This window comes from Pseudalkalibacillus sp. Hm43, assembly GCF_054170705.1.
The window spans coordinates 648,449-673,911 of sequence record NZ_CM135129.1 but is presented as its reverse complement, the minus strand read 5'-3'; the positions used below and the strand labels follow the sequence as shown (position 1 = coordinate 673,911).

Genomic DNA, 25,463 nt, shown 5'->3' with positions numbered 1-25,463 from the left:
ATTACTTGAGGACAGATTTTTTTATTTTACAGAATCATCCGATTATTTCGCCGATAACCTCTCCCAGAATATTGAACTTATGGTAGGATGAAGGGAAAGGGGAGGGACCGATCATCAAGAAGCTAATACCAATTGCAATTGTCATCATCTTATTTATCTTGTTAGGTAATCAATTTCAGAAAGAAGAAGTACAGAACGTCCAAGTGAGCGAAGAAAATTTCGATGTCGTCGATTCTTACAAAAAGATACAGCGATACAGTCGGCTGGGGTCTGATTATCGACGTGAATGGTTGAAGAAGGCGGATCAATACGGTTTAATTCAAAAGGTTAAGCATGAAGAAATACCGGTCATGGAATCGAATCGAACGATTAAAATACATGAGGTTTGGAACGCCAATACCGAATTTTTCATCATTTATAGTGTCAGTCTATTGCCAAGTGATGAAGAACCGAAAGACATCCCATACATGACGTTCGGCGATATTTTTTTACATAATGAAGAAAATCAAGAAGCACGTATTCTCGTTGATCCATATGAAACCAATCCAAACAATAAAATGAATTCGACCTCGAATACAGGTTTCGTATATGAGGAGCGATTTTACCGAAGTATTTGGATTGAAGGGATGGACAGTCCTAGTTTCCACGAGGAAATCATGGAATGGAACTTACCAACTGTTGAAGATGGAGACGCAGTCCAGCAACGGCTTGAATTGGTAAATGGTGTGACGTTTACCAATCTACAGATGGTTGATAAAGATTGGAACATGACATCACTCAATCCTCTGACTGTGAATATGAAAATGACAAATTTCACAAAACCACTCGAATCCGCTCAATTGGATGGGGTTGTCCAATTGGCACCTGATACGACCTTACTGTTCAAGCGTTATGAAGTGTCATTTTTTGAAGAGCGGCTGTATATAGACATTGGTGAAAATAAAGATCAGTTGAAAGCGCTGACTTATAGCTTGAACGGACATGGAATGCAATCTTCAATCCAATCAGATGGAGAAGGGGAATTATACATTCAAGCCAATGAGAAGCCTATGGATTCTGGAAAATTATCTATCCATTTTACAGAGGCATCTGTTCCGAGCAATGAAGAAGCGACCTATCAACTAACCGGTAAGAATATGGAGGATTTCAAGAATGATTTATCTCAAGAAAAACCACCAATGCTTGCATTGAATGAAACATTCGGAAAAATCAACGGTGATGATACGTTTACAGCAAGAAGCCTGGATTACCGTGAAACTCCTGACGGAAACGCTGTCTCCTTCAATGTCAACTTAAAAGGGGACAACATCGATTATCAAGACTATTGGTTCAGAGATTATGCGGAGTATTTGGAGCATAAACAACATGATCCAAATGAAAAGCATCTGTTTATGGATCCTTTGGTCGAAGTGACAAACAGTAACGGGGAAAGGTTAGAACTTATGGAAGTTAGAAGTCAGCCGAGCGCAAATAGTATTAATATTAATATTGAAATAGCTAAGGATGTATTTATTGATCAGAATGAATTAAATTTCAGGTTCTTCCATTTTTCAAAACCGTATCCATTAGAAATGGAACTCATCGAGATTCCAATTCACACAGAGTAATTTTTAAGGGGGAAAATTGTGAAAGGGAAAAATACGCTCGCAAAACTTTTGCCAGTTTTATTGATTTTAGGTGCTTTCTTTTTTATTAGTGAAATGTTCAAAGAGAAAGAGCGAACGTCGTTTGCAGTCGATCGTGAGGCGTTCATTGTCGTCGATTCCGAAGAGGAATTGAAAGAAAGACTCGGAAGAGAAGTTCAATACTTTGACCCGGAAATGTTCAAACTCATGGAAAAACATAACCTTATCACCGAAATTGAAAACGTCAATATCCCAGTTGTGGAGGAGCAACGGGAATTCCGAATTGAATCATTATATAATCAAGGGCTAGGTCTTTTCATGACATACAGCTTAGATGTATTGCCCAACGATGAAAGCCCGGATGATATTCCCTACTTTGAGTTTGACCGGTTAAAACTGACAGCAGATGGAGAAGATCCTCTCGAGCTCGGGGTTGGTAGACATGGTGGATTCCAGGACCAACATTGGCAAAGTGACGGTGTCGTCTTTCAAAACAGAATCTACCGTAGAGTAGTTTATGAACCAGACTGGAATGAAAAAGTTTTAAAAACATTATCCAGCTGGGTAAATAGTAAGGAAATGGATAACTTTGATCATATTAATGAAGCAATCATGAAAATATCCAAAATCGAACTTCAAGAGGTGGAATTGGTAAAGAAGGGGAATGCAGGTGGTGAAAAGTTCGCACTCCAGGACATTGCGCTCGATTACCAGATGAAGAGTCAGGATCCGTTGCTTGAATCCGTCTCCGTTAACAAATCAACCAATCTTGGGAATGGGAGGTCCATCACTTATACAGATTTTGAAACAAGGCTTCATCAGAAACGTCTTTATTTTGAGATGAATTCACCTCTAGAACTGAATGAAGTTTACTACAAGTATGGAAAAATCGAGGGTCAATCGTCCGTTCGTAAAGATGCAGACGGTAGACAATATATCGAAATTTATCATGACCCCTACAACGGCGATTTGGGACCTGATGAGCCGACGATTTCACTCCTATCAGGATCCTATCCAACAGATGAAGAATTAACGTTTACGATTACGAAGGATGAATTTCAAAAGTTTCGAGCAAAAATGGAACAAGACGAAAATGTTTACGAAATCAATCGTGATTTAGGTGTGGTGAATACGATAGATTTTGAACTCGTCAAATTGGAAATAAACCCGAATGGACCACATCAGGACAATTATGGTTTCTTTTTAAAGGTAGATCCAGAGCATGAGTATGATCGTCATATATACTTCCAAAGCTATGAAAGATACTTGGAAACGATTAAAGAACATCCTGAAGCAGAAATGCATTTTAGGGGGCAACCCATGATGGAAGTGAAAGATCAAGATGGTAATCCGGTTCGGGCAGATCAACACTACTCAGATGAATCCGGTCATTTCTATGGTTTCGAACCTCATTCTTTTGATGAAATTGAGGAATTGAACATCCGCATATTCAATCTTCCAATGTATGTTGATTTTGCCGAAAATGAAGTATCATTGGGAAGTGAATGATGAAAAAGCACCTGTGTGGGTGCTTTTTCAACGTCGGTGTTAAGGTGGGATGAGATGAAATCCAAGACATATTTGAAGCTGCTCCCAGTGCTGATTCTTATTGCAGCTTTTATCATTGTTAGCAACTATGCAAAAGAAGAAGCATCTACTTCGTTTGAGGTTGACCGTGAGAATTTTAAAGTTGTAGATACGGAAGATGAACTTGAATCATTGTTAGCTGGACAGTCGAGGTATAACGGAGACCTTTTAATAAAAGCTTATCAATATGATCTGATGAAAGAAATTGAAGGTGTAAAAGTCCCATTGATTGATGAACAGAGAGATTTTAGGGTCGAATCCATGTGGAATCACCGACTTGATTTGATCCTGACTTATAGTTTCAATTTGTTGCCGAGCGATAAAATTCCAGAGGCAATTCCACATCTTCGTGTGAATGAGTTAACCTATCATCCAGACGATGATGACCCTTTGAATATGACCGTCCAAACTCATAATCAGGTGGGTGGGAACTATTGGCCGAATGATGGGGTCGTTTATGAGAACCGGTTGTACCGAAGAACGGTCTTGATTCCTGTCATGACAGAAGATCTGTATGACCAAATTCGAAATTGGTCAGAAGGTCCATCCAACTTTAATGACGCTGCGGAATCCATCCATCAAGTGGATCTGAAGAACATCGAGCTTGTGACGAAAAAAGAAAATGGTGCAGAAACCAAGACGATGGAGGATGTTGAAATTCCTTATCGCTTTCAGGAATTCAATCCTAAACTGGAAACGTTTCAACTCGACCAATCCGTTGATTTGAAGGAACAATCCAGCATCACTTATACGAAATTCGATAAGCATTTATATGACGATCGTCTCTATTTTTCACTACAAACGAAAACTGAGCTACGGACGTTAACATTTAGAGTGAATGGTATGATGGGCAATAGCTCCATTCTAAAAGATGAAGAAGGTCATACTTACATTCAACTCCATCATTATCCAAGCCTACTGAATGACGAAATCCAATTCTCGCTATTATCTGGACTTTATACCACCGGAGATGAACTCGATTTTACAATTGAAAAAGAACATCTTCAGGCGGTTCAGAACGGAGGAAAGGAGCGACGATTGGAGCGTGATATCGGGGAAATTCATGATGTGTCCTTCAGGTTAGAAGATATCAGAAGCTTAGGAGAGGTTTTTGAAGGTAGCGATTACGCTATTACGATAGCGGTTGAAGCGGAGGGTGATCGTGATTTACACTTCAGACCCGATGATGAAGAAGAGCCCTTACATGCCAATCCGATTATTGATGTGCGCGATCAGGATGGGGAATCTGTACGGATCAATCTTTTGCCAACGTCGGGCAGTGCTTCCCAAATGATCGGCCTGACTAAAAAAGACTTCAAAAAGGTAGAAGCGCTGCACATTAAAATATACAACATTTCAAAACAAGTTAACTTCCATGAAAAAGAAAGCACCTTCCGCTTGAATTAGACACCTGAATCATATTCAGGTGTTTTTTTATCTGTAAAAGTACTAATCACCGTCCCACCTGCATACAAATTAGTCTTATCACACTTGAGGGAGGAGACGAGATGATTTATAAACAGATCGTTCAGAAGTTTCAGGATGAAGTATTGAACGAGAGGTGTTACGACAACTTTTTTCTCTACTGTCATCGAGATTTCACCTTCAAATCAAACGATGATCGCTGTGTTTTCGGATTGGATGCTTTCGCCGAACACATGAATGACTACCAGCAGGCTTTTCCAGATTTGACCTATTGTACGGAGAACATGTACCAGGACGGGAGTTGTGTCGTCGTCTACTGGAAGATGAAAGGAACGAACAAAGCCCCTCTACAATATTATCCTGCCACCTATAAACGCATAGAGCTCCACGGCAGTTCGTTTTTCAAATTTAAAGACGGAAAAATTTATGAAAACTATGTATGCTTCAACGAATACGAAATTCCGAAGCAACTCGGTCTATTGCAGAATGTATAATGCGAAAAAGCCTCTATTATAGAGGCTTTTTTCATGTCAAAAATGGATTTTGGGACGAGCTTGCACGTGCCTTGAACGTTTCTTCATTCTCAATCAAACCGCAAGCACCGCACTGGACGCGATAATGGGATCCACTATAAGGAATGTGGAACGTATCTAAATGATCGTTGGAATATTCCTCAACCACATCACCTGACTGTGGATCCAGTTTGACACCTTTAGGGATCTGTTCAATCATGTTAAAGCGCGTTCGGTTGGTCTTGCAGCCGGGACATAAATAAGGTCCACCCATAGCGAACACCTCCTATCACTTAGAATGACCAGATTTTGAAGAATTATGAAATCGGAATGGCTCATACTAAGAAAAAGAATAGGAGGGATCCCAATGGGCAAACAGAAAAAAGGAAATGCAAACGCACAACGAAACAATAATGCAAAAGCAATGGAAAAACGCGCAAAATCAGGTGAAATGCCAAACTTCGCTGAAGTAGAAGCGAAAAAGATGGAGAGCGAATGAAATAGAGGGACTGTTTTTTTGTTCTATTTGAGCAAAAGAACAACTCCCATATATGACAAAATTTTCTGACAATAATGTTGCTTCATAGTACTATAGATGTATATAATAGAACTAATTAAATAGTTCGTTATAGCTATGGGAGACAATGAAGCGCATATACATTTGGGCACTTATGCTGCGCGGAGTCAGTGGTGCAACCGACCCGACATATCAGGAGACTAAAATCCAGGATCGTGATAAGAGGAGGGCTACCAATGAATGAAGTGCCTGTTAAAATCATTGACCAAGACTGGGTTGCACTGATCCTTGAAGCAAAGTCGCTCGGACTGACCAAAGAAGAGATCCAAGCTTTCCTGGAAATGACAACAAGAAAACACCACATACAGAAGTAAATATTTAGGACCCACACCGGTTGTGTGGGTCTTTTTCTTTGTGGTCGTTCTGTAAAAAGAACATAGTAAAAAAGTTGAAAAACTACGAAAAAGGGAGTATAAGCGAGTATTACTAAGGTATTGTTCTTCAAAACGAACGATATGGTACTATAGAAGGGTTTAAACGTTCTTTATAACGGTATATAATCACAAGTGTAAGATGTTCTTTAAAAAGAACAACACTTACAAAACCCATAACAAAGTAGGTGGGAATGGTGCTTGAACTGCCAAGCAGAAAAAAAAGAAGTAGGAGTCAAGGTAATAGAAAAAGGAGATTTAGATTACTACTAAACTTTTCACTGGCACTTATTGTATTTTTTCTAATGGGATATGCAATTCAAGGTACATATTCCTATTTCTCGGATCAAGCTAGAGTATCAGGCACGATGACAGCAGCAACTGACTTTTGTGCAGACAAAGAATATAAAAAATCTCATAAAGAATTATGTAAAGATAATGCAGGTTTAGGAAACGGACCAGAAGATGGAGACGATGATACTGGAGAACAAACTGATCCAGACAACCCTGGTCATAACAAAAAAGATTGTGATGATCATACGGGTGCTCCATGTTCAGACAAAACAAATGATACAAAACAAGAAAAAGAAGATCAAGTACAAGATGATACTAATAGTCAAGAACAAATAGAAAACTCAGAAAATGATGAAACTGAAGCAAGTGAATCTGATCAATCATCTGAAGAAGCTGAAGAAGGAAATGAAACTGATGGGTCAAATGAAACTGAGCCACAATCTCAGTCTTCTGAAGAAGATGAAGAAAATAACGTAATTGAAGGAAAAGGACAAAACACAGAAAAGACTCCTGAAGTTCCTGATCCAAAACAAACAGAGGAGAATAAGACAAGTAGTAATGAACCCCAAAATGAAAATAATCAAGAAACAACGGAGTGATGTATATGAAAACAACATTGAAATGGGTTAGTAACATTACGTCATGGTTATTGTTCGGCATTTTTATAGTCATGGTTTTCATGGTTGTAACTTCGAAAGCATCAGGTGGAGAACCAACGTTCATGGGTTATCAACTAAAATCTGTTCTTTCAGGTTCGATGGAACCCACATTCGATACAGGATCAATTATTGCTATAGATCCATCTATTAATAAAGAGAAACTAAAAAAGGGTGACATCATCACCTTCATGGAAGATGCAGAAAAGTTAATCACTCATAGAATTATAGAAGTTAAAAAAACCGCCAATCATGTGCAATACATCACCAAAGGGGATAACAATGATGGTGCTGACATATCCCCAGTTCTTTCGGAAAATGTTGTTGGAAAATATGATGGCTTCAATATCCCGTTACTTGGCTATTTTATGAATTTTGCAAATTCAAAAATTGGTACAGCAATATTATTGATCCTTCCAGGATTACTGTTGATCATTTATTCTGCCTACTCTATCTGGAAGGCTATTAAGGAAATTGAAGTACCTAAAAAAGAAGAATCTAGTTCTACTACTAGTAATTGAATAAGTTGAATCACCGCTATTCAGCGGGTTCAAAATAAAAAATATACATACCCAATAGGGTAAAGGAGGAAAAAGAAACATGAGTATTAAAAAGAAGATTGGTTTGGGCGTAGCATCAGCAGCACTAGGATTGTCGTTGGTCGGTGGAGGGACTTTTGCATACTTTAGTGATACAGCAACAGCAAGTAATACTTTTGCTGCAGGAAAATTGGACCTATCAGTTGATCCTACTACTATTATTGATGTTGACAATTTAAAGCCAGGGGATACTATGCTTCGTTCTTTTGAGCTTGTCAATGGTGGTACACTCGATATCAAAAATGTTATTCTCGATACTTCTTATTCTGTAACAGATCATGGCAACAATAATGCTCGTGATTTGGGTGAGCATATACGAGTAAACTTCTTATTCAATATCGATAAGTTGGATGTACCAGTTTACTCTACTACTCTTGCTGATTTATCGTCAATGTCTCCTGAAGCTGTAGAAAACACATGGGAGCATATCTTCGGAGATAGATGGGGTAGCACAGGATTAGTAGCTGGTTCAAGTGATTTACTTTATGTACAATTTGAATTCGTGGATGATGGTACTGATCAAAATGAATTCCAACAAGATTCATTGAACCTTCAGTGGACATTTACTGGTCACCAAACAGATGGAGAAGAACGATAATAAGAAATACTTAATGAATGGGAAGGTGGGTAATCCCACCTTCCTCTTAATTAAAGTAAAAACTTGAAACTCCTTGGATAACAAAATTTTCTTATGAGGAGTCAATTTATGAGATTGATAAAAAGATTACTTGTTAGAGTAATAATCTTATATAGTGCAATTATGTTGGTAAATGTATTTTATCATCCTGTAAAAGATACTGGTGCTGAGAAAAGTGCCCCGCTGTTGGACATCAGTACTTCACCTGCAAGCTATTTATTCGATTTGCAAAATTTAAAACCTGGTGATTGGGCTGAGCGTAAGTTAGTCGTTAGTAATGACGGTAATATTGATTTTGATTATCGAACATTAGCAAAATTTAAAGATGGATCTAAAAAGCTTTACGACCAATTGGATCTAAAGATTGAAGATCAAACTGGAGTAGTACTATTTGAGGATAAGCTTTACAAGTTTGATCAGCTAACTGAACGTAAGTTGGATCATCACCATACAGACGAATTTGTTGTGACAGTAACGTTCCCATCTGAATCCGGAAACGAGTTTCAAGGGTTAGGAACGACTTTTGAATTAGAGTTTTCAGCTCAAGCTACCAAAGAAGAAGTCCCGACTCAAGAACCTAAAGATCCTGATAAAACAGAAAATGAATCACCTAAGAGTGCTCTTCCACAAACTGGTGAATCCAATCCTATCTGGTATTACTTAACAGGAATTATGTTGGCTGGTGTTGGTGTTGGTGTATTGCGTCAAAGTTTAAAAGGTGATCGTCCTAGAATCAGGTTAAAGAGGTAACACACTATGAAACTACTTATGGCTTCTTTACTCATACTTATTGGTATAGGTGTTGCCTCTTTCCCTTTTATCAAATCTCAGTACTCACTTCATCAACAAGAACAACTCCTTACTGAATGGAACCAATCTAATCAGGAAACCGCAAGACAGAGCTTCACTTCACTATCAAAGGTATATGCTTCAGAAGAGAATAAAGAACAAACAAAAACGTTTCCAACAACAGGTGAATTAATAGGCACAATCTCAATTTCAAGTATAGATCTTACATTACCAATTCTTGAAGGAGCAACAATCCCGAACTTGAAAAAAGGAGCTGGCCGTCTCGAAGGTACTGCTCTATTAGGAGAGAAGGGGAATGCAGCGATTGCTGCACACCGCAGCTATACCTACGGAAAAGACTTCAACCGCCTTGATGAGTTAGAAGATGGTGACGAGATCATCATTACAACCGAAACTTCCACATACACATATATTGTGGACAACACTTTGCGTGTTCTTCCAGATGACACTTCAGTATTAGCATCAAATCAAGATCAATCCATCATAACCTTAATAACGTGTGACCCTATCAAAGACCCTACACATCGCTTGATTGTTCAAGCTTCTATAAAGAAAACTTGGTGAAGCCAAGCCTTGGCGCAGGTTGAACCTTAGTTGCTCTTATACTTTTATCTATTACTTTTCTTCAACGTCGACGAACATCCTCGTTGAAAAGTTATCGTTTTCAAAACGTATACAAAATCCATAAGAAAAGGTGATTGCCATGATTCGTAGATTAAATGGTGATTCGATCTCCTATATTAATAATCAGAAGGTTACCTTGAGATACTTACAAGAAGACATTGGAGAACTCTACATCAATAACCAACTGATGGGGAAATGTTCTTACTCTTATGCTAAATCATCTATAGAACGTATGGAACAAGTGAAGAGTAGAGAAAAAATCTATATTCAAGACGATGAAATTCTATTTAGAGAATTGAAGGTAGGTACACTGATTAATATTCAAGTTTAGACCTTGGAGAAGGGGGATCCCAGTTATGTATTTAGGAGAAAAAGTAAGGCAAGCTCGGATTGCCCAACAGATTTCTATAAAAGAACTGGCGAAACTTGTCCAGGTAACGGAGGCTTACATATTGAATCTAGAGAGTGGTATCATACAAAATCCATCATTTTTTACCGTTGTACGTATTGCAAAAGAATTAGGATTGGATGTATATGAGATGGATAAATTGTACGTTGATCCTGAATGGTTGGATCTGATTAAGGAAGCAAGGCAGTTAGGACTTTCAAGAACGGAAATACGGAACTTCATATTACAGCAACAATTTCTCTCCCTTGATGCAAAATAAAAAGCACTCCATTCCAAATTAGAATGGGAGTGCTTAATTATTATTCTTGTTCTTTTTTCCACTTATTATACTCTAGGAAACTTTTGAATTCGTCTTTTGAAACCCCGGACTGCATGGCTTCTTGTACAAGTCTCATCCAATCTTCATCTAGGTCCTCATGTTTTGCATCCACTGCATCATGTAATAGATTATCTAAAGGTACATTCAATACTGTCGATACTTTTTCTAAGAATTGAATGGAAGGGTTCGATTGTAGATTACGCTCAATTGAGCTGAGGTAGGACTTAGCCACACCCGCTCGTTCTGCAAGCTCTGATAGAGAGAATCCTTTTTCATTTCTGTAGTGTTTAAGACGATCCCCAATCATAATTGTAACTCCTTCAAGTCAAAATTCTTCTGGATAATTAAACCCATTATACCATAAAACTTGGTGATCTGTTATGTATTTCTGTGTAGTTACGCTTTTGATTGGACGGTTTTGAAGGAAAAACTACGAATAAAGTCCCGGATTTCGCTTTTTGTCAGGCCATTGTTTTTTGCTGCTTTCATCAACTCAACCCACTCTAAATCCAACTTCTCTTTTTCAACTCGTTTTTCCATTACCCATTCCTCCTAATTAAGAACTTGCCTCTTGGTAGCCCAGCCATCTTGGTATATCCGTAGATCTGTGACTTTGCGTCGCCGCTTTTCAACGGGTTTGCCTTTGCAAGGAGGGTTTCCATTTTTATACTATCTATCATATAGAATGCCTACTACAAAAGTTGTAAGTTTACGATGAAAATTCGTTCTAATTTTGTCGTATTGACAGAAATATCCGACAAATTACCTGATTATCTACATATTGACGCGAATGCTGTGGATGATAAAGTGACATACTAGATTTAGCGATTAGGAAAGGTCTGATAGATACCATAAATTGTAACAACTCGACAATGATCGGAGTTCTTTACAAACAACCCATTCCTAGTTATAATAAAGTTCCTGCATTGTTAGTGACACGTTTATGTCTTAAACCGATGTCATGACATAGGGAACCCTAAATCTCGATCTAGACGTCATGCCGCAACTTCGGAAGCGGAAGACGAACGGATTGATGCGGGTACCCACCTGCCGAAAGTGGGTTTATGAGTCATGAAGTGTCACGGCAAGTGCGGGAACTCATACATATTGTGAAAGGGCTGGCCAGCAATGGTCAGTCCTTCTCTATTTATAAAGTAAAATGTGATACAATGAACAGAGGAAAAGCCGGGGAAAAGGGGACAAAAAAATGAGTAACCGATTTATTATCATAGATGGATTCAACCTGTTAAGCCGATGTTATTTTGCGACGAGCTATGGTCGAGAAGACCATGAATTGACGACAAACAGTGAAGGATTGTACACGAATGCACTCCGTGTCAAAATTCAAAAGCTCTTGAATCTAATTGAAATTTACGATCCGACACATCTTATGATTGCATGGGATGTGAAGCGTGAAGAAACGTTGCGCCGTCAAAAGTATCCAGATTATAAGGATACACGAAACGAACTGCCTGAACCTCTCATTCAGCAGTATCAAACTGTAACGGAACTGTTCGATATTGTAGGAGTCACACAAATGGCGATCAGCCCATATGAAGCGGATGACATCATGGGTACTTTGTCACGCCGTTGGTCGGAAGAAATGGACGGAGAGTGCTACATCTACAGTAACGACCGTGATTTGCTGCAGCTTTTAACGGATAAAGTGTCTCAGATCATAGCGAAAAAGAAAGAAGAGAATGCATACACTCTGAAGCATTTCACTGACGAGTTCGGGATTACGCCTGCTCAATGGATTGATGTGAAGGCACTACTTGGTGATAAGAGTGACAACATTCCTGGCGTGCATGGTGTTGGGGAAAAAGCAGCGCTCCCGATGATCCAGCAGTACGGATCGGTCGAAGCGATTTATGAGGAAGAAGAGCTGGATCCGATTTTCAAGCGTTACTTGAAGAAGATTGCTGCCGGTCGTGAGATGGCATTCCTCAGTAAGGATCTCGTAACCATCGATACACAGATTCCGATATTGAATGAAACGCCATGGGATGGATTCTCCTTACGACTTGACCGTGAAAAACTGAAACAAGAAGTGGAACGACTCGAATTACGCGTTCGGATGTAAGTTGTATACTAATAAAACCAAAAAAAGGAAACGATAGAACTTTGTCGAAACCCTACTTTATAGAAAATATAAAGTGGGGTCTTTTTATGCGAAATTTATTGGCTGTTTCATTGGTGAAGGGTGGGCTTACCATTACCGGCATCATCCTGTTCAGTTGTCTTCCGTATTTGTTATTCAATATGGAGTCGAACAAAGAAATTCTTTATCTGATCAATAAAAAGATGATGTCGAATGCGAGCTACTTGGTTGATGATATCATTTTCAACTGGCGAGCTTACTTCGAGCAAGTTGCGCTTTCAATTAAGGAACTATTTACATTTTGGGACATGACGTATTCGACGAAAACGGGTCAAATCTTACCTGTCTTCCCAGAAATGAGAGAATTATATGTAAAATCAGCTGCCTATTTTCTCGGTGGATTAGTAGTAGCGGTTAGCTTGTCTGTCATGTTAGTCCACATCATTATGATGACTAACGTGAAAGTGAGAAGAGTACTTAAAGGAATATTGACCATCATGAAATCCCTTCCGGATGTGTTTTACATCATCCTTACACAACTGATCATCATCTGGGTATACAGACGTACGGATGTGGTGTTGTTTAATACATCACATTCATTCGGGGATGAAGCAATCTTTTTCCCAATCATGCTGTTAGCGATATTGCCGACGGTTTATTTTGTGAGATTTCTATTATTGGCTTTTGAGGATCAGGAGTCAGAGTTATATGTGGAACTTGCGAAGGGAAAGGGCGTTGTTCGTTTTCGTATCGTGAGTTTACATATTTTCCGTAATGCGATTCCTACCTTAAAAAATCATTTCAAGACAATCTTTTGGATTATGCTGTCCAATTGGTTGATGGTTGAAATATTCATGGACTTTAATGGGATCATGATGTTCCTTTTGGAAAATGGACCGTTGAATCCGACATTGTTCATTTTAGGAGTTGTCATGATTTTCATCCCTTACTATACGATCAGTTTACTATCAGGACTCATGACGATGTCTGTTCAAAAAGTAATCGTTAGGAGGGGAATGGAAGATGCTGCTTAAATTGATACGTAACCCGTGGTTTTTAGTCAGTTTTATTGGATTGACGGTTTTACTGACATTCAGTTTTGGATATGAAGCATGGCTAAAAGATGATGGAGATCGGGTTACTGTTTTATATGATGAGGATGGTGTGCCTTATGATAGTGCGCCGTTCGAGCCCTCTTTTCAGTATCCGTTAGGGTCGGATAGTCTAGGAGAAAATTATCTGTATCGAATAGTAGATGGAGCCAAGTATACGATCGGATTGGCAGCTTCAATCAGCCTCGTCCAGATCATCTTATCTTTATTCGGTGGATTTCTACTATATATTGCACCTAAAAAAGTAAGACTGACTGCAGATGGTTTATTTGATACGTTCCATTATGCGCCTTTCGCCATTTTTATTTATTTGTTGGCGGGAACAGTCATTGATATCTTTGTATGGAGTTACTCACTTGAAACGAGAATCATTTTTCCTGCCATCGTCATCGTTTTGTTATCTGTTCCTGTGCTTTCCACTCTGATTGCAAAGGAATTAGAGGATTTATATAAAGTGGAGTTTATTCAAAATGCACCAACCTTGGGAGGTGGCGTCTACCACATTTTCCGGAAGCATGTTTCCAAATTCCTCATCCCGAAGCTGTTTGTATTGTTCCTCCAACAGATCAGTACGGTGTTGATCATCTTTGTCCATTTAGGCGTGTTAGAGGTGTTCATCGGAGGTAGTGAAACATACAAAATGGCAGAAAGTGTAGATGGTGGTGTTATGATTGAGACCTTCACTTTATCAAATGAGTGGGGTGGATTGATCGGTAAGTATTGGTCACTTTATATAGCATACCCTTGGCTCATTTTCGGACCGATTTTGGCGTTTTCGTTTGTCATTTTGATGATGAACCTGCTCGTGCATGGCATGACGCAAACGCTTGAAATCAATCCATATGGTAAAAAGAAAAGGAAACAAAAAAGCCGCCTTCAAAACAAGGAAGCTGCTGAATTGGATTTTTCAAAGATTTAACGGAAGGAAGAACATAACATAAATAACAATTAAAGGGAATAAGAGAATTTTGTCGAAACCCTACTTTATAGAAAATAAAGTGGGGTCTTTTTTATGGGGAAATTTCTAGCAATATCCGGTTTTAAAGCATTACTGACAGTCTTGAGCATCATCTTGTTCGGGTGTCTTCCATTTCTGTTATTCAACATGGAAGTGAACAAAGAAATCCTCTATCTGCTCAATAAGGACATATTAGGAAATGCGAGCTACATGTCAGATGACATCATGTTCAACTGGAAAGGATACCTCGATCAAGTTGCACTTTCACTGAGAGAAGTCGGAACGTTTTGGGAGATGACCTATTCGACGAAAGTCGGTAAGGACTTGCCTGTATTCCCTGAACTGAGTGAACTTTACTTCAAGTCTGCATCCTACTTTTTAGGTGGATTAGTTGTAGCCGTTTGTCTCTCTGTCATCTCAGTTCACATCATCATGATGACAAATAAAAAAGTAAGAAGAGCTTTTAAGGCAATGCTCACAGTCTTAAAATCACTTCCTGATGTGTTTTTCATCATGATCGTTCAACTTGCCATCATCATGGTGTTCAAAAAAACGGGGGTGGTACTGTTCAATACCACCCATTCATATGGAGACGAGGCCATATTTTTTCCGATATTGGTCTTATCCATATTGCCAACGGTGTATTTCGTAAAATATCTATTGCTGGCTTTTGAAGATCAAGAAGACCAATTATACGTGGAACTCGCAAAAGGAAAGGGAGTTGCAAGGTTCAAGATCGTCAGTATCCATATTTTCCGCAATGCGATTCCGACTTTAAGGAATCATTTCAAGACGATCTTTTGGATCATGCTGTCCAATTGGCTAATGATAGAGATCTTCATGAATTATAATGGAATCATGATGTTCTTGGTGGAGAATGGACCATTGAATCCATCATTGTTCATCGTAGGGGTCTTGATGATTTACCTTCCTTACTTCTTGATCAGTGTATTGTCTTCACTTATTAAGATGTCAGTTGCGGAAACGAAAGTAAGGAGGGGAATGGAAGATGCTGCTTAAACTCATTAGAAATCCATGGATTGTATTCAGCTTTATCGGATTAACGGTTCTACTTACGCTAAGCTTCGGGTATGAGGCCTGGCTGAAATATGATGGAGAACGTGTAACGATCCTATATGATGAGGAGGGTCTTCCTTATGACAGTGCGCCTTTCGAACCGTCCTTAGAGTATCCTTTAGGATCAGATAACCTGGGGGAAAATTATCTGTATCGGGTTATAGACGGGGCCAAATACACGATTGCACTAGCGGCCATCATCAGTCTCATACAAATGATTTTGTCTTTCTTTGGCGGATTTTTATTGTATCTTTCACCGAAAAAAGCTCGCCTTACATTCGATGGTTTATTTGATACACTCCATTATGCTCCATTTGTGATTTTCATTTATTTACTCGTTGGACCTGTCCTCGTCATTTTTACATGGAGCTATACGTTAGAAACGAAGATCGTCTTTCCTGCGGTCGTCATTATCTTTTTATCTGTTCCCGTACTATCAAATCTGATCGCAAAGGAATTAGAACAGGTTTATAAAGTCGAGTTCATCCAAAATGCGCCTACATTGGGGGGAGGCGTCTTCCACATTTTTAGAAAACATGTATCTAGGTTCCTAGTACCAAAAATGTTTGTGTTATTCCTTCAACAAATCAGTACGGTCCTGATCATCTTTGTCCATTTAGGAATCCTCCAGGTGTTCATCGGTGGAAGTGAGACATATAAAATGGATGAACGTATAGAAGGAAAAGAAGTTGTCATCATAACGGAATCATTTACGATGTCGAATGAGTGGGGTGGACTGATCGGAAAGTATTGGTCTGAATATATGTTCAACCCGATGCTTGTTTTTGGACCGATTCTAGGGTTTTCGTTCGTCATTTTGATGATGAACTTACTGGTACACGGTTTAACACAAACGCTTGAAATCAATCCATATGTTAAAAAGAAGCGCGAACGAAAAAGCCGCCTTCGAAAGAAGACAGCTACAGAGTTGGATTTTACAAAGATTTAAGCGTTCTTTTGGATGGCTTCACGAGCGAGTTTATCAGCATTCCTGTTTTGCGAACTCGGAATCCACTTGATGAAAAACAGATCCAGCTCGTCTTTCAACACAAGAACTTGTTGAAGGAGGGGCTGGTATACGTTCTTTTTGACATATTCCTTTTCGACGGCTTGTTCGACTAGCTGTGAGTCGGTCCGGAATGAAACGATTTTGTAACCTTTGTCGATGCAGATTTTCAATGCGTGGATAAGAGCATGGTACTCTGCTTCATGGTTCGACATCTCACCGAGCGGGATGGAGTAGGAATGACTTCCATCCGGAGCTCCTTTTATAAATATACCTGCGCCAGACGGTCCAGGATTACCTGAACTGGCACCATCTACATAAACGTCTATCATCTAATCACCTATAATTGTAAAAATTTGTTACCGTCCGCACCCCGAAATCGGTGGAGATCGGATTTCGGGTACCGCAAGAGGTTCTTTCGCACCCCGAAAACGGGAAAAATCAGATTTCGCACCCCGTATGCGGCACTTTCGCACCCTGAAAACGGGAAAAAACGCTTTTCGAGCACCGAACGAAGTGAGCAGCTCCAAAAATCCCCTCGACTTAACGTTTATTTTATCATACAAGTTGGGAATAGGTACTACCATATCTAGCTACAGATTCTTTTACGGTCTGTAAGATGGACATTTGTACGAATGTTTTGTAAAAAGGAGGTTCACACAATGAGGCTGTCGAACACTAGAGTTATGGCATTGGTTGAAAATGATTTCGAGGATCTAGAACTATGGTACCCAGTACTCCGCTTACGTGAAGAAGGCGTCACCGTCCACATCGTCGGTGCCGAAGAGAACAAGGAATACAAAGGAAAGTACGGTGTACCGGCAGTTGCCGATTACAGCTATGAAGACGTGAACTACTACGAATACGACGGAATTCTTGTTCCAGGCGGCTGGGCACCCGATAAACTCCGTCGCGATAAGAAAGTGATTGAAATCGTCCAGTACATGAATGACCAGAAACGGACGATCGGACAAATCTGTCATGCTGGATGGGTCTTGATTTCAGCCGACATCCTTAAAGATAAAGTGGTGACAAGTACACCAGGCATAAAAGATGATATGACAAATGCTGGCGCAGTCTGGAGGGACGAAGCGGTGACGGTGGATGGTCACATCGTTTCGAGCAGGCGACCGCCTGACTTACCGGACTATACGCGGGAGCTCATCAAAGTGTTAGAAGAGAACAACAGAGACTGACCACTCCATAGCGAGTGGTTTTCTCTTGGATAAAAGGTATACACCACGATTCCATCAATAAAATAAAACTAGAAAAGGCATACTGAAAGTAAATGAACGTACAGGAGTGAGACGATTGGAAAGAAAGGTTGTGACAGAGGAAATTGAATGGACCTTGAAAACCTATTGCAGGGATTGTTTCGTGTGTGAAGCGTTCAAAAAGGACTATGGGAAAAATTATGCACAAAGCTTCTGCAACCGCGATTGCTCAATCGGTAGAAGACTGCAGATGCTTGGGGAATCGTTATCGTCGAAACGTGTAGAAGGTTAGCGAAATATTAGAGCTTTTGTTCCACTTCCTCTCATTTATGGTAAAATGAATGTATAAATTTTCAGATAGAGGTAGGGCAAAAGACATATGCGTCACAGATCTACGGGTGAATTCATTCAATTTTTGAGCAGCAAAGGTTTTCATCTATCAGATGATGACATTGCTTTCATCTATTTCGGGAAAAAGTATACGGATGCGGACGATGAGCTCGTGAATGTTGCGATTGAAACAACATTGAAGGTACAAGTCCGGTTTGATGGCAGCTATTACATTGCCTTATTGGAAGCGATGAAACAATCTGGTGCTCAAAGTACATATGATGCGAAGCGGTTCGTGAAAAATCAAGAAATCGTACCCAGTTCATAACAGCGACAGCATTCCTGAGATGCTGTTTTTTACTTTTGTGGGAGGTAAGAATGTTGAAGAACATTGAGAAGTTCGTCATGGAAAAGTTAATAAAGGACTCGACTGGGCATGATTGGGCGCATATCGACCGGGTTCGTATGCTCGCGATACAAATCGGAAAAGTGGAAGGAGCAGATTTGAAGATCTGCGAACTGGCAGCCCTTGTCCATGATCTCATTGATGACAAGCTGTTCAGCGATGAAGAAACTGCTCTTAAGGAAGTTATTCAACTCCTCAAAAAAGAAGGAATCGAAAAGAAAGAGATGGATCATATCGTCGAGATCATCACGACGATGTCGTTTAGCAGTGGTCCCGAAAAGGGAATGAGTACGCTTGAAGGAGAAGTGGTGCAAGACGCCGACCGATTGGATGCTCTAGGAGCGATCGGCATTGCTCGGACGTTCATGTACTCAGGTGCAAAAGGTCAGGCGATGTACGACCCAGCGATCCCTGCCCGAACACAACAGATGACAAAAGAAGAGTACCGCCAAGGAAAAAGCACCTCCATCAATCATTTTTATGAAAAATTGTTCAAGTTGAAGGACTTGATGAATACAGAAGAAGGCATTCGTCTAGCTGAAGAACGCCACACATTCATCGAACAGTTCGTGGAACAATTTTTAGCAGAGTGGGAAGGGAAAGACGTTCAATAATATAAAAGGACTTCGGCTCACCGAAGTCCTCCAAACATGAGTCCATTATTCAGCTGGGCGTGGTCCTGCATCCATTTCGGAGTTTTCTTCGGTCATGATTGGTCGTACAGTTACATCTTCAGTGACACGAACCTGGCAAGACAAACGTAATCCTTCCTGAATGCCTTTTTTGGAGAAAGCTTCTTGTTCAATGTCGGTCAGATCTCCAAAGTCACCGCCTTCAACATCGACGCGGCATGTGGTGCATTTCGCTTTTCCCCCGCAGCGGTGGAGGATATTGATTCCATTGTCTTCAAGCGCTAAGACGAGCTTTTTACCTTCTTCTACTTCAAATGTTCCATGGTCGGGTACTGTAACTTTTGGCATGATCTTCCTCCTTTAGAGATGAATTCCTACTTATTATACTATACCATTACCTGAACCATACAACGTTAAACTAGTGAAAGGAATGATGACCCGTGGAAAAAACATTGGATCATATCGGTATTGCCGTCCGTGACTTGGATGAAGCGCTCCAATTTTACATAGATATTCTCGGAGGTGAACTCGATCATCGATATACTAGCGACACGCCTGGAGTTGAAGTGCATGTTGCTGCGGTAAAAGTGAAGGGTGATCTGATCGAACTCCTGCAGCCGACTTCCCATACGTCACCAGTCGCCAGGTTCATCCGGCAAAAAGGGAAAGGCGTCCATCATATAGCATACCGGGTACCAGACCTGGATAAAGCTATTGAAGAAAGTCGGAAAGATGGGATCCGATTCCTAGAAGATACGTATCGGACGAACCAGTTAGGCAGAAGGCTCATTTACTTGAACCCAGCCTCCACCCAAGGAACCATTATCGAATTTTGCGATTATCCCAATCAATGATTCTGATATAATGGGATAGAATATGAAGACAAAGCGAGTAAAGGAAGTTGTATAGATGAATACATTAGAAGTTGGAACAATTGTAAATTTAGTCGTTTCTCGTGAAACCGAGCTTGGATATATGCTCATGAACGCCAAAAGGGAAGAAGTATTTCTTCACCGAGCAGAAACGGAAAAAGGTCTTGAGGAAAATGAAAGAGTGAAAGTGTTCCTTTATCATGATCATGAAGGACGTCTCGCTGCAACAACGACAATGCCATTCATTGACATGAACAGCATCGCGTGGCTGGAAATTGTCGGCGTACAACCGAAGCTTGGCGTGTTTATGGACATCGGCATCAAGAAAGACATCCTTTTATCAAAGGACGATCTACCGAATGAACGTTCTATCTGGCCACAGGAAGGTGACAAGTTGTATTGCGGACTTCGTACAGATAAAAAAGGTCGGTTATTTGCAGATCGTGCTTCAAATGAAGAGATCGAGACGCTTTCAGAGCCTGCTCCTGAAACGCTCCGAAACCAGTACATAACGGGTCACGTATACCGCTTCAATGAACAAGGAGCAATGATCTTCACGGACGACCGGCACATCGCCTTTTTACATAGAGATGAAGGTGGTCAGCGTCTCCGACTGGGACAACGTCTACAGGTGCGCGTAACCTTCGTGCGGGAAGACGGTCGCGTCAATGCCTCGTTAAAAGCACCCAAAGAGATCGCTTACGAAGAGGATTCGCAACAGATTCTTTCGTACCTGGAACAAAACGACGGTTTCATGCGCTTTAACGATAAATCCAACCCGGATGACATCAAACGGGCATTCGGATTATCGAAAGCAGCTTTCAAACGAGCGATGGGGAAACTGATGAAAGAGAAGAAGATAGAACAGTCTCCTGAAGGTACGAAATTAAAATAATCCTTTCTATATGAAAGTGCTTTCATTTTCCAAAAACTATTGTTATCGTTGATAATGGAAGGCACATCTATTCATGTGCAGACGTTAAAAAGAGAAATCATGTAGAAGATGGAGGAACGTCAAATGGTTGAAAATACGAAAGTGAAATCAGACATTGAAATTGCCCAAGAGGCCGAGCTTTTACCGATTCAACAAATTGCTGAACAATTGAACTTGACGGAAGAAGAGTGGGAACCATACGGACGTTATAAAGCGAAAATTTCATTAGATGTGATGGACCGATTGAAGGATACGAAAGACGGAAAGGTCGTCCTCGTCACATCGATCAACCCGACACCTGCAGGGGAAGGGAAATCGACGGTAACAGTCGGTCTTGGACAAGCTCTTAATAAAATCGGCAAAAAATCAGTCATCGCACTCCGCGAGCCATCCCTTGGACCGAGCATGGGAATCAAAGGCGGTGCTGCGGGCGGCGGTTACTCCCAGGTCATGCCGATGGAGGAAATCAACCTTCATTTTACAGGTGATATTCATGCGATTACGACAGCGAACAATGCACTTTCTGCGTTGATTGATAACCATATCCATCAAGGGAACGAACTGAACATTGATACGCGCCGCATCGTTTGGAAGCGTGTCATCGACATGAATGACCGTGCGTTACGTAACGTGGTGGTCGGGCTTGGCGGCGCTGTGCAAGGTGTACCGCGTGAAGACAGCTTCGACATTACGGTCGCTTCTGAAATCATGGCGATTTTCTGCCTTGCACGTAATGTCCGCGACTTAAAAGAGCGTCTATCCCGCATGGTCGTGGCTTATGATGTAAATAAAGAGCCTGTTACGGTAAAAGATCTAGGTGTGGAAGGTGCGTTGACGCTCTTATTGAAAGATGCGATCAAGCCGAACCTCGTTCAGACATTAGAAAATACGCCAGCATTGATTCACGGCGGACCATTCGCGAACATCGCGCACGGCTGTAACAGTGTCATCGCGACGAAAATGGCTTCCAAGCTTGGCGATTACGTTGTGACAGAATCCGGTTTCGGTGCGGATCTTGGGGCAGAGAAATTCCTTGATATCAAAGCTCGTTACGGTGAAATCGACCCGAACCTCGTCGTTGTCGTCGCAACGGTCCGTGCGTTGAAGATGCATGGTGGTGTACCGAAAGATGAGCTCCAGAAAGAAGACTTGGCCGCTTTGGAAAAAGGAATGGTCAACCTCGAGAAGCACATTGAAACCGTTCAGTCGTTCGGATTGCCGTTCGTTGTTGCATTGAACCATTTCGTGAAGGATACCGACCGCGAAGTGGAATTTGTAAAAGAATGGTGTGCGAAGAAAGGCGTCGAAGTTGCGGTCGCAAAAGTTTGGGCTGACGGCGGAAAAGGCGGCGAAGAGCTTGCTCAGAAGGTCGTCGACATGATCGACACGGGTGAAAACAACTACAAACCGCTTTATACATTGGACCAATCGCTCGAAGAGAAAATCGAGACGATCGTGACGAAGGTTTACGGCGCTGAAGGCGTAGACTTCTCGAAGAAAGCGAAGAAACAATTGAAAGAATACACAGATCTTGGGTGGGACAACCTTCCAGTCTGTATGGCAAAAACACAGTATTCACTGTCGGATGATCCGACGCTGCTCGGACGTCCGGAAGGTTTCCGCGTTCAGATCCGTGAGTTGAAAGCTTCCATCGGAGCTGGATTCATCGTCGCGCTGACAGGAAACGTCATGACGATGCCTGGTTTGCCGAAAAAACCAGCTGCACTGAACATGGACGTCACCGACGACGGGAAAGCAGAAGGATTGTTCTAGAATAATTTGATGATGAGAGGACTGACGTGGAGTCAGTCCTTTTTCATTTTTACAGAATAAATCGGAAAACTTACAGAATTAACTGTGATTCTTACACAATTAATTGAATTTTTTACAGAAAAAATTGGATTCTTACAGATAATCGGAGATTTTTCACAGAAAAATCCGGGATTGTAGTAGAAACTTCCTGACAAAGACTTTGTTATAATGAAAGTAGAATAATGAAGGGGGTATTCAAGACGTGAAAGCGTTAGTCGTAATCGATTATACGAATGATTTTGTGGCAGATGACGGTCGTTTGACGTGTGGAGAGCCAGGCCAGGCTATTGAAGCTCGGATTACAGAATTGACGAAGACGTTTGTGGACGCAGGGGAGTATGTCGTTTTCGCAGTGGATGTGCATGACGAAAACGATCCGCATCATCCAGAGAACAGCCTGTTCCCGCCTCATAACATCCGTGGCACTGCTGGACGCTATCAATACGGTTCACTTGGCGAGTACTATGAAAAAGTGAAAGATAAAGTGTACTGGATGGACAAAACGCGTTATAGCGCTTTTGCAGGGACGGACCTGGAACTGAAACTCCGCGAACGCGGAGTGCAAGAGCTTCATCTCGTCGGGGTATGTACCGATATTTGCGTGCTACATACTGCAATTGATGCCTACAACAAAGGATTCAAGATCGTCGTTCACGAAGATGCAGTCCAGAGCTTCAACCAGGCTGGTCATGAATGGGCGCTTGGCCACTTTAAGAATACGCTCGGCGCTGAAGTCGTTAATGCCGCAGAAGGATCCAATGTCAGCAAGTGATTTTGAACAGGTGAAAAATACGTTTCAGAAAGCGCTCGATGATTGGAGCCACATGCAGAAAACCTCTGGAGATGAAGGGGCTGAGTGGGCAGAGCGATTTGAACAGCATTTTTACGAGATGGTAGAAAAGCTGAAGTTCTGGTATGAGCAGCTAGAACCAAAGCCCCCGAGTTATGATGAGCTGGAAGCGATGCCTGAAATAGAGGAAATTCAGGAGCAGCTTCCAGGACCTCTCCTGCTGAATTTCCTGACCGAATTGGAAGACATCTACGATGGTGTCGAGAAAAAATCCTTTGATTAGCGGTAAAAAAATCTGATCCCAAACGAGCGGGGTCAGATTTTTGTCGTACTAAAGACCTATTTTACAAAACAGGTGGTCATTTTTCTAAAACCGCAAGGGATTTTTACAAAACCACCCCCGAAATTTCTAAAACACCCAGCTGTTTTTCTAAAACCGATCCCTAAATTTCTAAAACCTCACTTTAAAACTCCCACCCGTATGCAATTTCGGTGTGTTTAACCCCTTCAATTTCAAGCTGATCCTCTTTAAATGCTCGTCCACCCATCTTTTCATAGAAAAACTTCGATGAATTCTCTTCTAACACCCACACATACATGGAATTCAAGCCTTCGCTTTTCATCCAGTCCACGGACGCTTCAAATAATCGCTTCCCAAACCCTTTCCCCTGACATTCACTCAACAAATAGATTGCATAAATCTCGCCGTCGTAAGGAATCTCCTCAATCCGACGTCTGCCGCCATTCACAAAACCTACAATTCTCCCATTCTCTTCAGCTACGTACATGAATCCGCCAGTCTGCTGGATGACCTGAGTCCATTGCTCAATTTTACGTTCAACCGATAGTTGAGCAAGGAACGAATCACTCACAATCCCTTTATACGTCGTTTTCCAGCTTGACACATGGACTTCAGCAATTTGCGTCACATCATCAATCGTCGCTTTCCGAATCATAGACACCACTCCATCCCGAAATGAATAAGATATACCATTCATGATAGACGCCTAGTCCCCAATTGGAAAGAGGGAATGGAATGTATGATAAATTTAAACCAGTTAAAGTGATTACGATAAAGAAAGAACATGAGATTGTGAAAGTTTCGTATCCAAAACTTGTGGATATGAAGGACAAAAAAGCGGAGGCAAAGATCAATAGGGAGATCCGGGAGTTAGTGGATGAGCTAGTGGAGGAGGGGAACCAACCCGATGCCACCACTGTGGAGGTCCGATATGAAACGAAAGTGAACCGGAATGGCGTCTACAGCGTCGTACTCATCCTCTTTTATTTCATAGAGCATGCTGCCCACCCGATGCAAATCCAGAAGGCACTCACTTTTTCAACGCTCACAGGGCACAACTATACGTTCCCTGAACTGTTTTCGAAGAACAGCTATTACAAAACGAGACTGACCCGCTATGTGAAGGACTATGTAAAAAAGGAAAACATCCAGTTGATCAACGAGATACAGACGATTACGGATGATCAGGAGTTTTACCTAACAGACGAGGATCTCGTGCTTTTTTACCAGCTGTATGAATACACACCTTACGTCTATGGATTTCTTGAAGTGCCGATCCCGTTAGGAGAGGTTCGTTCGATGGCTGCGATGGATAGTCCGATCCGCCAACTGACGTCCCGTTAGACAAATGCCCACGATACATACGTGGGCTTTTTTTGACAACAACTCGATCCCTTCCGATGGAAGTTTTTATGGAGTGCTTTTTTGTGATAAAATGGTCTTTATGGGATAAATTCGTTCCAATAGGAGTTA

The 25,463-nt window shown here is 41.1% G+C and carries 34 protein-coding genes, 1 other RNA gene and 2 riboswitches; of the genes, 29 read left to right on the top strand and 6 right to left on the bottom strand.

What is annotated here, in order from left to right:
• The first annotated feature begins 203 nt into the window (after positions 1-203).
• From ACXQIQ_RS03650 to ACXQIQ_RS03635, 4 genes are all read left to right on the top strand, one after another.
• Positions 204-1,607, top strand: a complete 1,404-nt coding sequence (locus tag ACXQIQ_RS03650; protein ID WP_439300092.1) for a hypothetical protein — start codon at positions 204-206, stop codon at positions 1,605-1,607.
• An 18-nt stretch (positions 1,608-1,625) separates the two neighbouring features.
• Complete coding sequence (locus ACXQIQ_RS03645) at positions 1,626-3,134, top strand: hypothetical protein (protein ID WP_439300093.1); 1,509 nt, start codon at positions 1,626-1,628, stop codon at positions 3,132-3,134.
• 54 nt (positions 3,135-3,188) lie between these two features.
• The gene (locus ACXQIQ_RS03640) at positions 3,189-4,619 is read left to right on the top strand and encodes a hypothetical protein (RefSeq protein WP_439300094.1); all 1,431 of its coding nucleotides are present in this window, start codon (positions 3,189-3,191) and stop codon (positions 4,617-4,619) included.
• 101 nt (positions 4,620-4,720) lie between these two features.
• Entirely contained in the window at positions 4,721-5,131 is a 411-nt protein-coding gene (locus ACXQIQ_RS03635) for an ester cyclase (RefSeq protein ID WP_439300095.1), read from the top strand.
• A gap of 31 nt (positions 5,132-5,162) precedes the next feature.
• Here the strand turns inward: ACXQIQ_RS03635 and ACXQIQ_RS03630 are convergent, their stop codons facing one another.
• Positions 5,163-5,423 carry a DNA alkylation repair protein gene (locus tag ACXQIQ_RS03630; protein WP_439300096.1) on the bottom strand — a complete coding sequence of 87 codons (261 nt, stop codon included), beginning with the start codon at positions 5,421-5,423 and terminating at the stop codon, positions 5,163-5,165.
• Between the two features lie 93 nt (positions 5,424-5,516).
• Here ACXQIQ_RS03630 and ACXQIQ_RS03625 point away from each other — a divergent pair, with 93 nt between their 5' ends.
• The 9 genes from ACXQIQ_RS03625 to ACXQIQ_RS03585 all read left to right on the top strand — a co-directional run bounded on the left by ACXQIQ_RS03625 (position 5,517) and on the right by ACXQIQ_RS03585 (position 10,385).
• Positions 5,517-5,648 carry a hypothetical protein gene (locus ACXQIQ_RS03625; RefSeq protein WP_318289917.1) on the top strand — a complete coding sequence of 44 codons (132 nt, stop codon included), beginning with the start codon at positions 5,517-5,519 and terminating at the stop codon, positions 5,646-5,648.
• Positions 5,649-5,777: 129 nt separating this feature from the next.
• Positions 5,778-5,859, top strand: a riboswitch (cyclic di-GMP riboswitch).
• A 43-nt stretch (positions 5,860-5,902) separates the two neighbouring features.
• The gene (locus ACXQIQ_RS03620) at positions 5,903-6,040 is read left to right on the top strand and encodes an anti-repressor SinI family protein (RefSeq protein WP_439300097.1); all 138 of its coding nucleotides are present in this window, start codon (positions 5,903-5,905) and stop codon (positions 6,038-6,040) included.
• Positions 6,041-6,291: 251 nt separating this feature from the next.
• The gene (locus ACXQIQ_RS03615) at positions 6,292-6,990 is read left to right on the top strand and encodes a SipW-dependent-type signal peptide-containing protein (RefSeq protein WP_439300098.1); all 699 of its coding nucleotides are present in this window, start codon (positions 6,292-6,294) and stop codon (positions 6,988-6,990) included.
• A gap of 5 nt (positions 6,991-6,995) precedes the next feature.
• The gene (gene sipW / locus ACXQIQ_RS03610) at positions 6,996-7,568 is read left to right on the top strand and encodes a signal peptidase I SipW (RefSeq protein WP_439300099.1); all 573 of its coding nucleotides are present in this window, start codon (positions 6,996-6,998) and stop codon (positions 7,566-7,568) included.
• A 79-nt stretch (positions 7,569-7,647) separates the two neighbouring features.
• Positions 7,648-8,244, top strand: coding sequence for a TasA family protein (locus ACXQIQ_RS03605; RefSeq protein ID WP_439300100.1), 597 nt, complete (start codon positions 7,648-7,650; stop codon positions 8,242-8,244).
• A gap of 108 nt (positions 8,245-8,352) precedes the next feature.
• Positions 8,353-9,033, top strand: coding sequence for an LPXTG cell wall anchor domain-containing protein (locus ACXQIQ_RS03600; protein ID WP_439300101.1), 681 nt, complete (start codon positions 8,353-8,355; stop codon positions 9,031-9,033).
• A gap of 6 nt (positions 9,034-9,039) precedes the next feature.
• Positions 9,040-9,657 carry a class D sortase gene (locus ACXQIQ_RS03595; protein ID WP_439300102.1) on the top strand — a complete coding sequence of 206 codons (618 nt, stop codon included), beginning with the start codon at positions 9,040-9,042 and terminating at the stop codon, positions 9,655-9,657.
• 139 nt (positions 9,658-9,796) lie between these two features.
• Positions 9,797-10,048: a hypothetical protein gene (locus ACXQIQ_RS03590; protein ID WP_439300103.1), complete on the top strand. Its 252-nt coding sequence runs from the start codon at positions 9,797-9,799 to the stop codon at positions 10,046-10,048.
• Between the two features lie 25 nt (positions 10,049-10,073).
• Entirely contained in the window at positions 10,074-10,385 is a 312-nt protein-coding gene (locus tag ACXQIQ_RS03585; protein ID WP_439300104.1) for a helix-turn-helix domain-containing protein, read from the top strand.
• A gap of 40 nt (positions 10,386-10,425) precedes the next feature.
• Here the strand turns inward: ACXQIQ_RS03585 and ACXQIQ_RS03580 are convergent, their stop codons facing one another.
• Both ACXQIQ_RS03580 and ACXQIQ_RS03575 read right to left on the bottom strand, forming a co-directional pair.
• Positions 10,426-10,752, bottom strand: a complete 327-nt coding sequence (locus tag ACXQIQ_RS03580) for a helix-turn-helix domain-containing protein (protein WP_439300105.1) — start codon at positions 10,750-10,752, stop codon at positions 10,426-10,428.
• 89 nt (positions 10,753-10,841) lie between these two features.
• Complete coding sequence (locus ACXQIQ_RS03575) at positions 10,842-10,985, bottom strand: anti-repressor SinI family protein (protein WP_439300106.1); 144 nt, start codon at positions 10,983-10,985, stop codon at positions 10,842-10,844.
• A 30-nt stretch (positions 10,986-11,015) separates the two neighbouring features.
• Positions 11,016-11,097: riboswitch (cyclic di-GMP riboswitch) on the bottom strand.
• Positions 11,098-11,360: 263 nt separating this feature from the next.
• Here ACXQIQ_RS03575 and ssrS point away from each other — a divergent pair.
• The 6 genes from ssrS (at position 11,361) to ACXQIQ_RS03545 (ending at position 16,642) form a co-directional block, all read left to right on the top strand.
• Positions 11,361-11,546: non-coding RNA, 6S RNA (gene ssrS, locus ACXQIQ_RS03570), on the top strand.
• A gap of 106 nt (positions 11,547-11,652) precedes the next feature.
• Positions 11,653-12,528 (top strand): 5'-3' exonuclease, encoded by an 876-nt coding sequence (locus ACXQIQ_RS03565; protein WP_439300107.1) that lies wholly within the window; start codon positions 11,653-11,655, stop codon positions 12,526-12,528.
• 86 nt (positions 12,529-12,614) lie between these two features.
• Complete coding sequence (locus ACXQIQ_RS03560; protein WP_439300108.1) at positions 12,615-13,580, top strand: ABC transporter permease subunit; 966 nt, start codon at positions 12,615-12,617, stop codon at positions 13,578-13,580.
• Complete coding sequence (locus tag ACXQIQ_RS03555) at positions 13,570-14,577, top strand: hypothetical protein (RefSeq protein WP_439300109.1); 1,008 nt, start codon at positions 13,570-13,572, stop codon at positions 14,575-14,577. The genes ACXQIQ_RS03560 and ACXQIQ_RS03555 overlap by 11 nt, the downstream gene beginning before the upstream one ends.
• A gap of 93 nt (positions 14,578-14,670) precedes the next feature.
• Positions 14,671-15,636, top strand: coding sequence for an ABC transporter permease subunit (locus tag ACXQIQ_RS03550; RefSeq protein WP_439300110.1), 966 nt, complete (start codon positions 14,671-14,673; stop codon positions 15,634-15,636).
• Positions 15,626-16,642 carry a hypothetical protein gene (locus ACXQIQ_RS03545; protein ID WP_439300111.1) on the top strand — a complete coding sequence of 339 codons (1,017 nt, stop codon included), beginning with the start codon at positions 15,626-15,628 and terminating at the stop codon, positions 16,640-16,642. The genes ACXQIQ_RS03550 and ACXQIQ_RS03545 overlap by 11 nt, the downstream gene beginning before the upstream one ends.
• Here ACXQIQ_RS03545 and ACXQIQ_RS03540 read toward each other — a convergent pair.
• Positions 16,639-17,031, bottom strand: coding sequence for a reverse transcriptase-like protein (locus ACXQIQ_RS03540; RefSeq protein ID WP_439300112.1), 393 nt, complete (start codon positions 17,029-17,031; stop codon positions 16,639-16,641). The two genes, ACXQIQ_RS03545 and ACXQIQ_RS03540, sit on opposite strands and share 4 nt — an antisense overlap.
• A gap of 330 nt (positions 17,032-17,361) precedes the next feature.
• Between ACXQIQ_RS03540 and ACXQIQ_RS03535 the strand changes: the two genes are divergently transcribed.
• The 4 genes from ACXQIQ_RS03535 to ACXQIQ_RS03520 all read left to right on the top strand — a co-directional run bounded on the left by ACXQIQ_RS03535 (position 17,362) and on the right by ACXQIQ_RS03520 (position 19,263).
• A complete protein-coding gene (locus tag ACXQIQ_RS03535; protein WP_439300113.1) occupies positions 17,362-17,895 on the top strand; it encodes a type 1 glutamine amidotransferase domain-containing protein in 534 nt (177 codons plus the stop codon).
• A 115-nt stretch (positions 17,896-18,010) separates the two neighbouring features.
• A complete protein-coding gene (locus ACXQIQ_RS03530) occupies positions 18,011-18,205 on the top strand; it encodes a zinc-finger domain-containing protein (RefSeq protein ID WP_439300114.1) in 195 nt (64 codons plus the stop codon).
• A gap of 87 nt (positions 18,206-18,292) precedes the next feature.
• The gene (locus ACXQIQ_RS03525; protein WP_439300115.1) at positions 18,293-18,571 is read left to right on the top strand and encodes a DUF6123 family protein; all 279 of its coding nucleotides are present in this window, start codon (positions 18,293-18,295) and stop codon (positions 18,569-18,571) included.
• A 50-nt stretch (positions 18,572-18,621) separates the two neighbouring features.
• On the top strand, positions 18,622-19,263 hold the full coding sequence (locus ACXQIQ_RS03520) for an HD domain-containing protein (protein ID WP_439300116.1): 642 nt from the start codon (positions 18,622-18,624) through the stop codon (positions 19,261-19,263).
• Between the two features lie 45 nt (positions 19,264-19,308).
• On the opposite strand, the gene ACXQIQ_RS03515 is transcribed toward ACXQIQ_RS03520, so the two are convergent.
• Positions 19,309-19,629: a 2Fe-2S iron-sulfur cluster-binding protein gene (locus tag ACXQIQ_RS03515; RefSeq protein WP_439300117.1), complete on the bottom strand. Its 321-nt coding sequence runs from the start codon at positions 19,627-19,629 to the stop codon at positions 19,309-19,311.
• Positions 19,630-19,721: 92 nt separating this feature from the next.
• Between ACXQIQ_RS03515 and ACXQIQ_RS03510 the strand changes: the two genes are divergently transcribed.
• The 5 genes from ACXQIQ_RS03510 to ACXQIQ_RS03490 all read left to right on the top strand — a co-directional run bounded on the left by ACXQIQ_RS03510 (position 19,722) and on the right by ACXQIQ_RS03490 (position 23,972).
• Complete coding sequence (locus tag ACXQIQ_RS03510; RefSeq protein WP_439300118.1) at positions 19,722-20,135, top strand: VOC family protein; 414 nt, start codon at positions 19,722-19,724, stop codon at positions 20,133-20,135.
• A gap of 55 nt (positions 20,136-20,190) precedes the next feature.
• Positions 20,191-21,048, top strand: coding sequence for a CvfB family protein (locus ACXQIQ_RS03505; RefSeq protein ID WP_439300119.1), 858 nt, complete (start codon positions 20,191-20,193; stop codon positions 21,046-21,048).
• 123 nt (positions 21,049-21,171) lie between these two features.
• The gene (locus tag ACXQIQ_RS03500; RefSeq protein WP_439300120.1) at positions 21,172-22,860 is read left to right on the top strand and encodes a formate--tetrahydrofolate ligase; all 1,689 of its coding nucleotides are present in this window, start codon (positions 21,172-21,174) and stop codon (positions 22,858-22,860) included.
• A gap of 241 nt (positions 22,861-23,101) precedes the next feature.
• Positions 23,102-23,671 carry a cysteine hydrolase family protein gene (locus ACXQIQ_RS03495; RefSeq protein WP_439300121.1) on the top strand — a complete coding sequence of 190 codons (570 nt, stop codon included), beginning with the start codon at positions 23,102-23,104 and terminating at the stop codon, positions 23,669-23,671.
• Complete coding sequence (locus ACXQIQ_RS03490) at positions 23,658-23,972, top strand: hypothetical protein (protein ID WP_439300122.1); 315 nt, start codon at positions 23,658-23,660, stop codon at positions 23,970-23,972. The genes ACXQIQ_RS03495 and ACXQIQ_RS03490 overlap by 14 nt, the downstream gene beginning before the upstream one ends.
• Positions 23,973-24,153: 181 nt before the next feature.
• Here the strand turns inward: ACXQIQ_RS03490 and ACXQIQ_RS03485 are convergent, their stop codons facing one another.
• The gene (locus tag ACXQIQ_RS03485) at positions 24,154-24,645 is read right to left on the bottom strand and encodes a GNAT family N-acetyltransferase (RefSeq protein WP_439300123.1); all 492 of its coding nucleotides are present in this window, start codon (positions 24,643-24,645) and stop codon (positions 24,154-24,156) included.
• 80 nt (positions 24,646-24,725) lie between these two features.
• On the opposite strand from ACXQIQ_RS03485, the gene ACXQIQ_RS03480 reads away from it, so the two are divergent.
• On the top strand, positions 24,726-25,334 hold the full coding sequence (locus ACXQIQ_RS03480; RefSeq protein WP_439300124.1) for a DUF3298 and DUF4163 domain-containing protein: 609 nt from the start codon (positions 24,726-24,728) through the stop codon (positions 25,332-25,334).
• Positions 25,335-25,463: the final 129 nt, after the last annotated feature.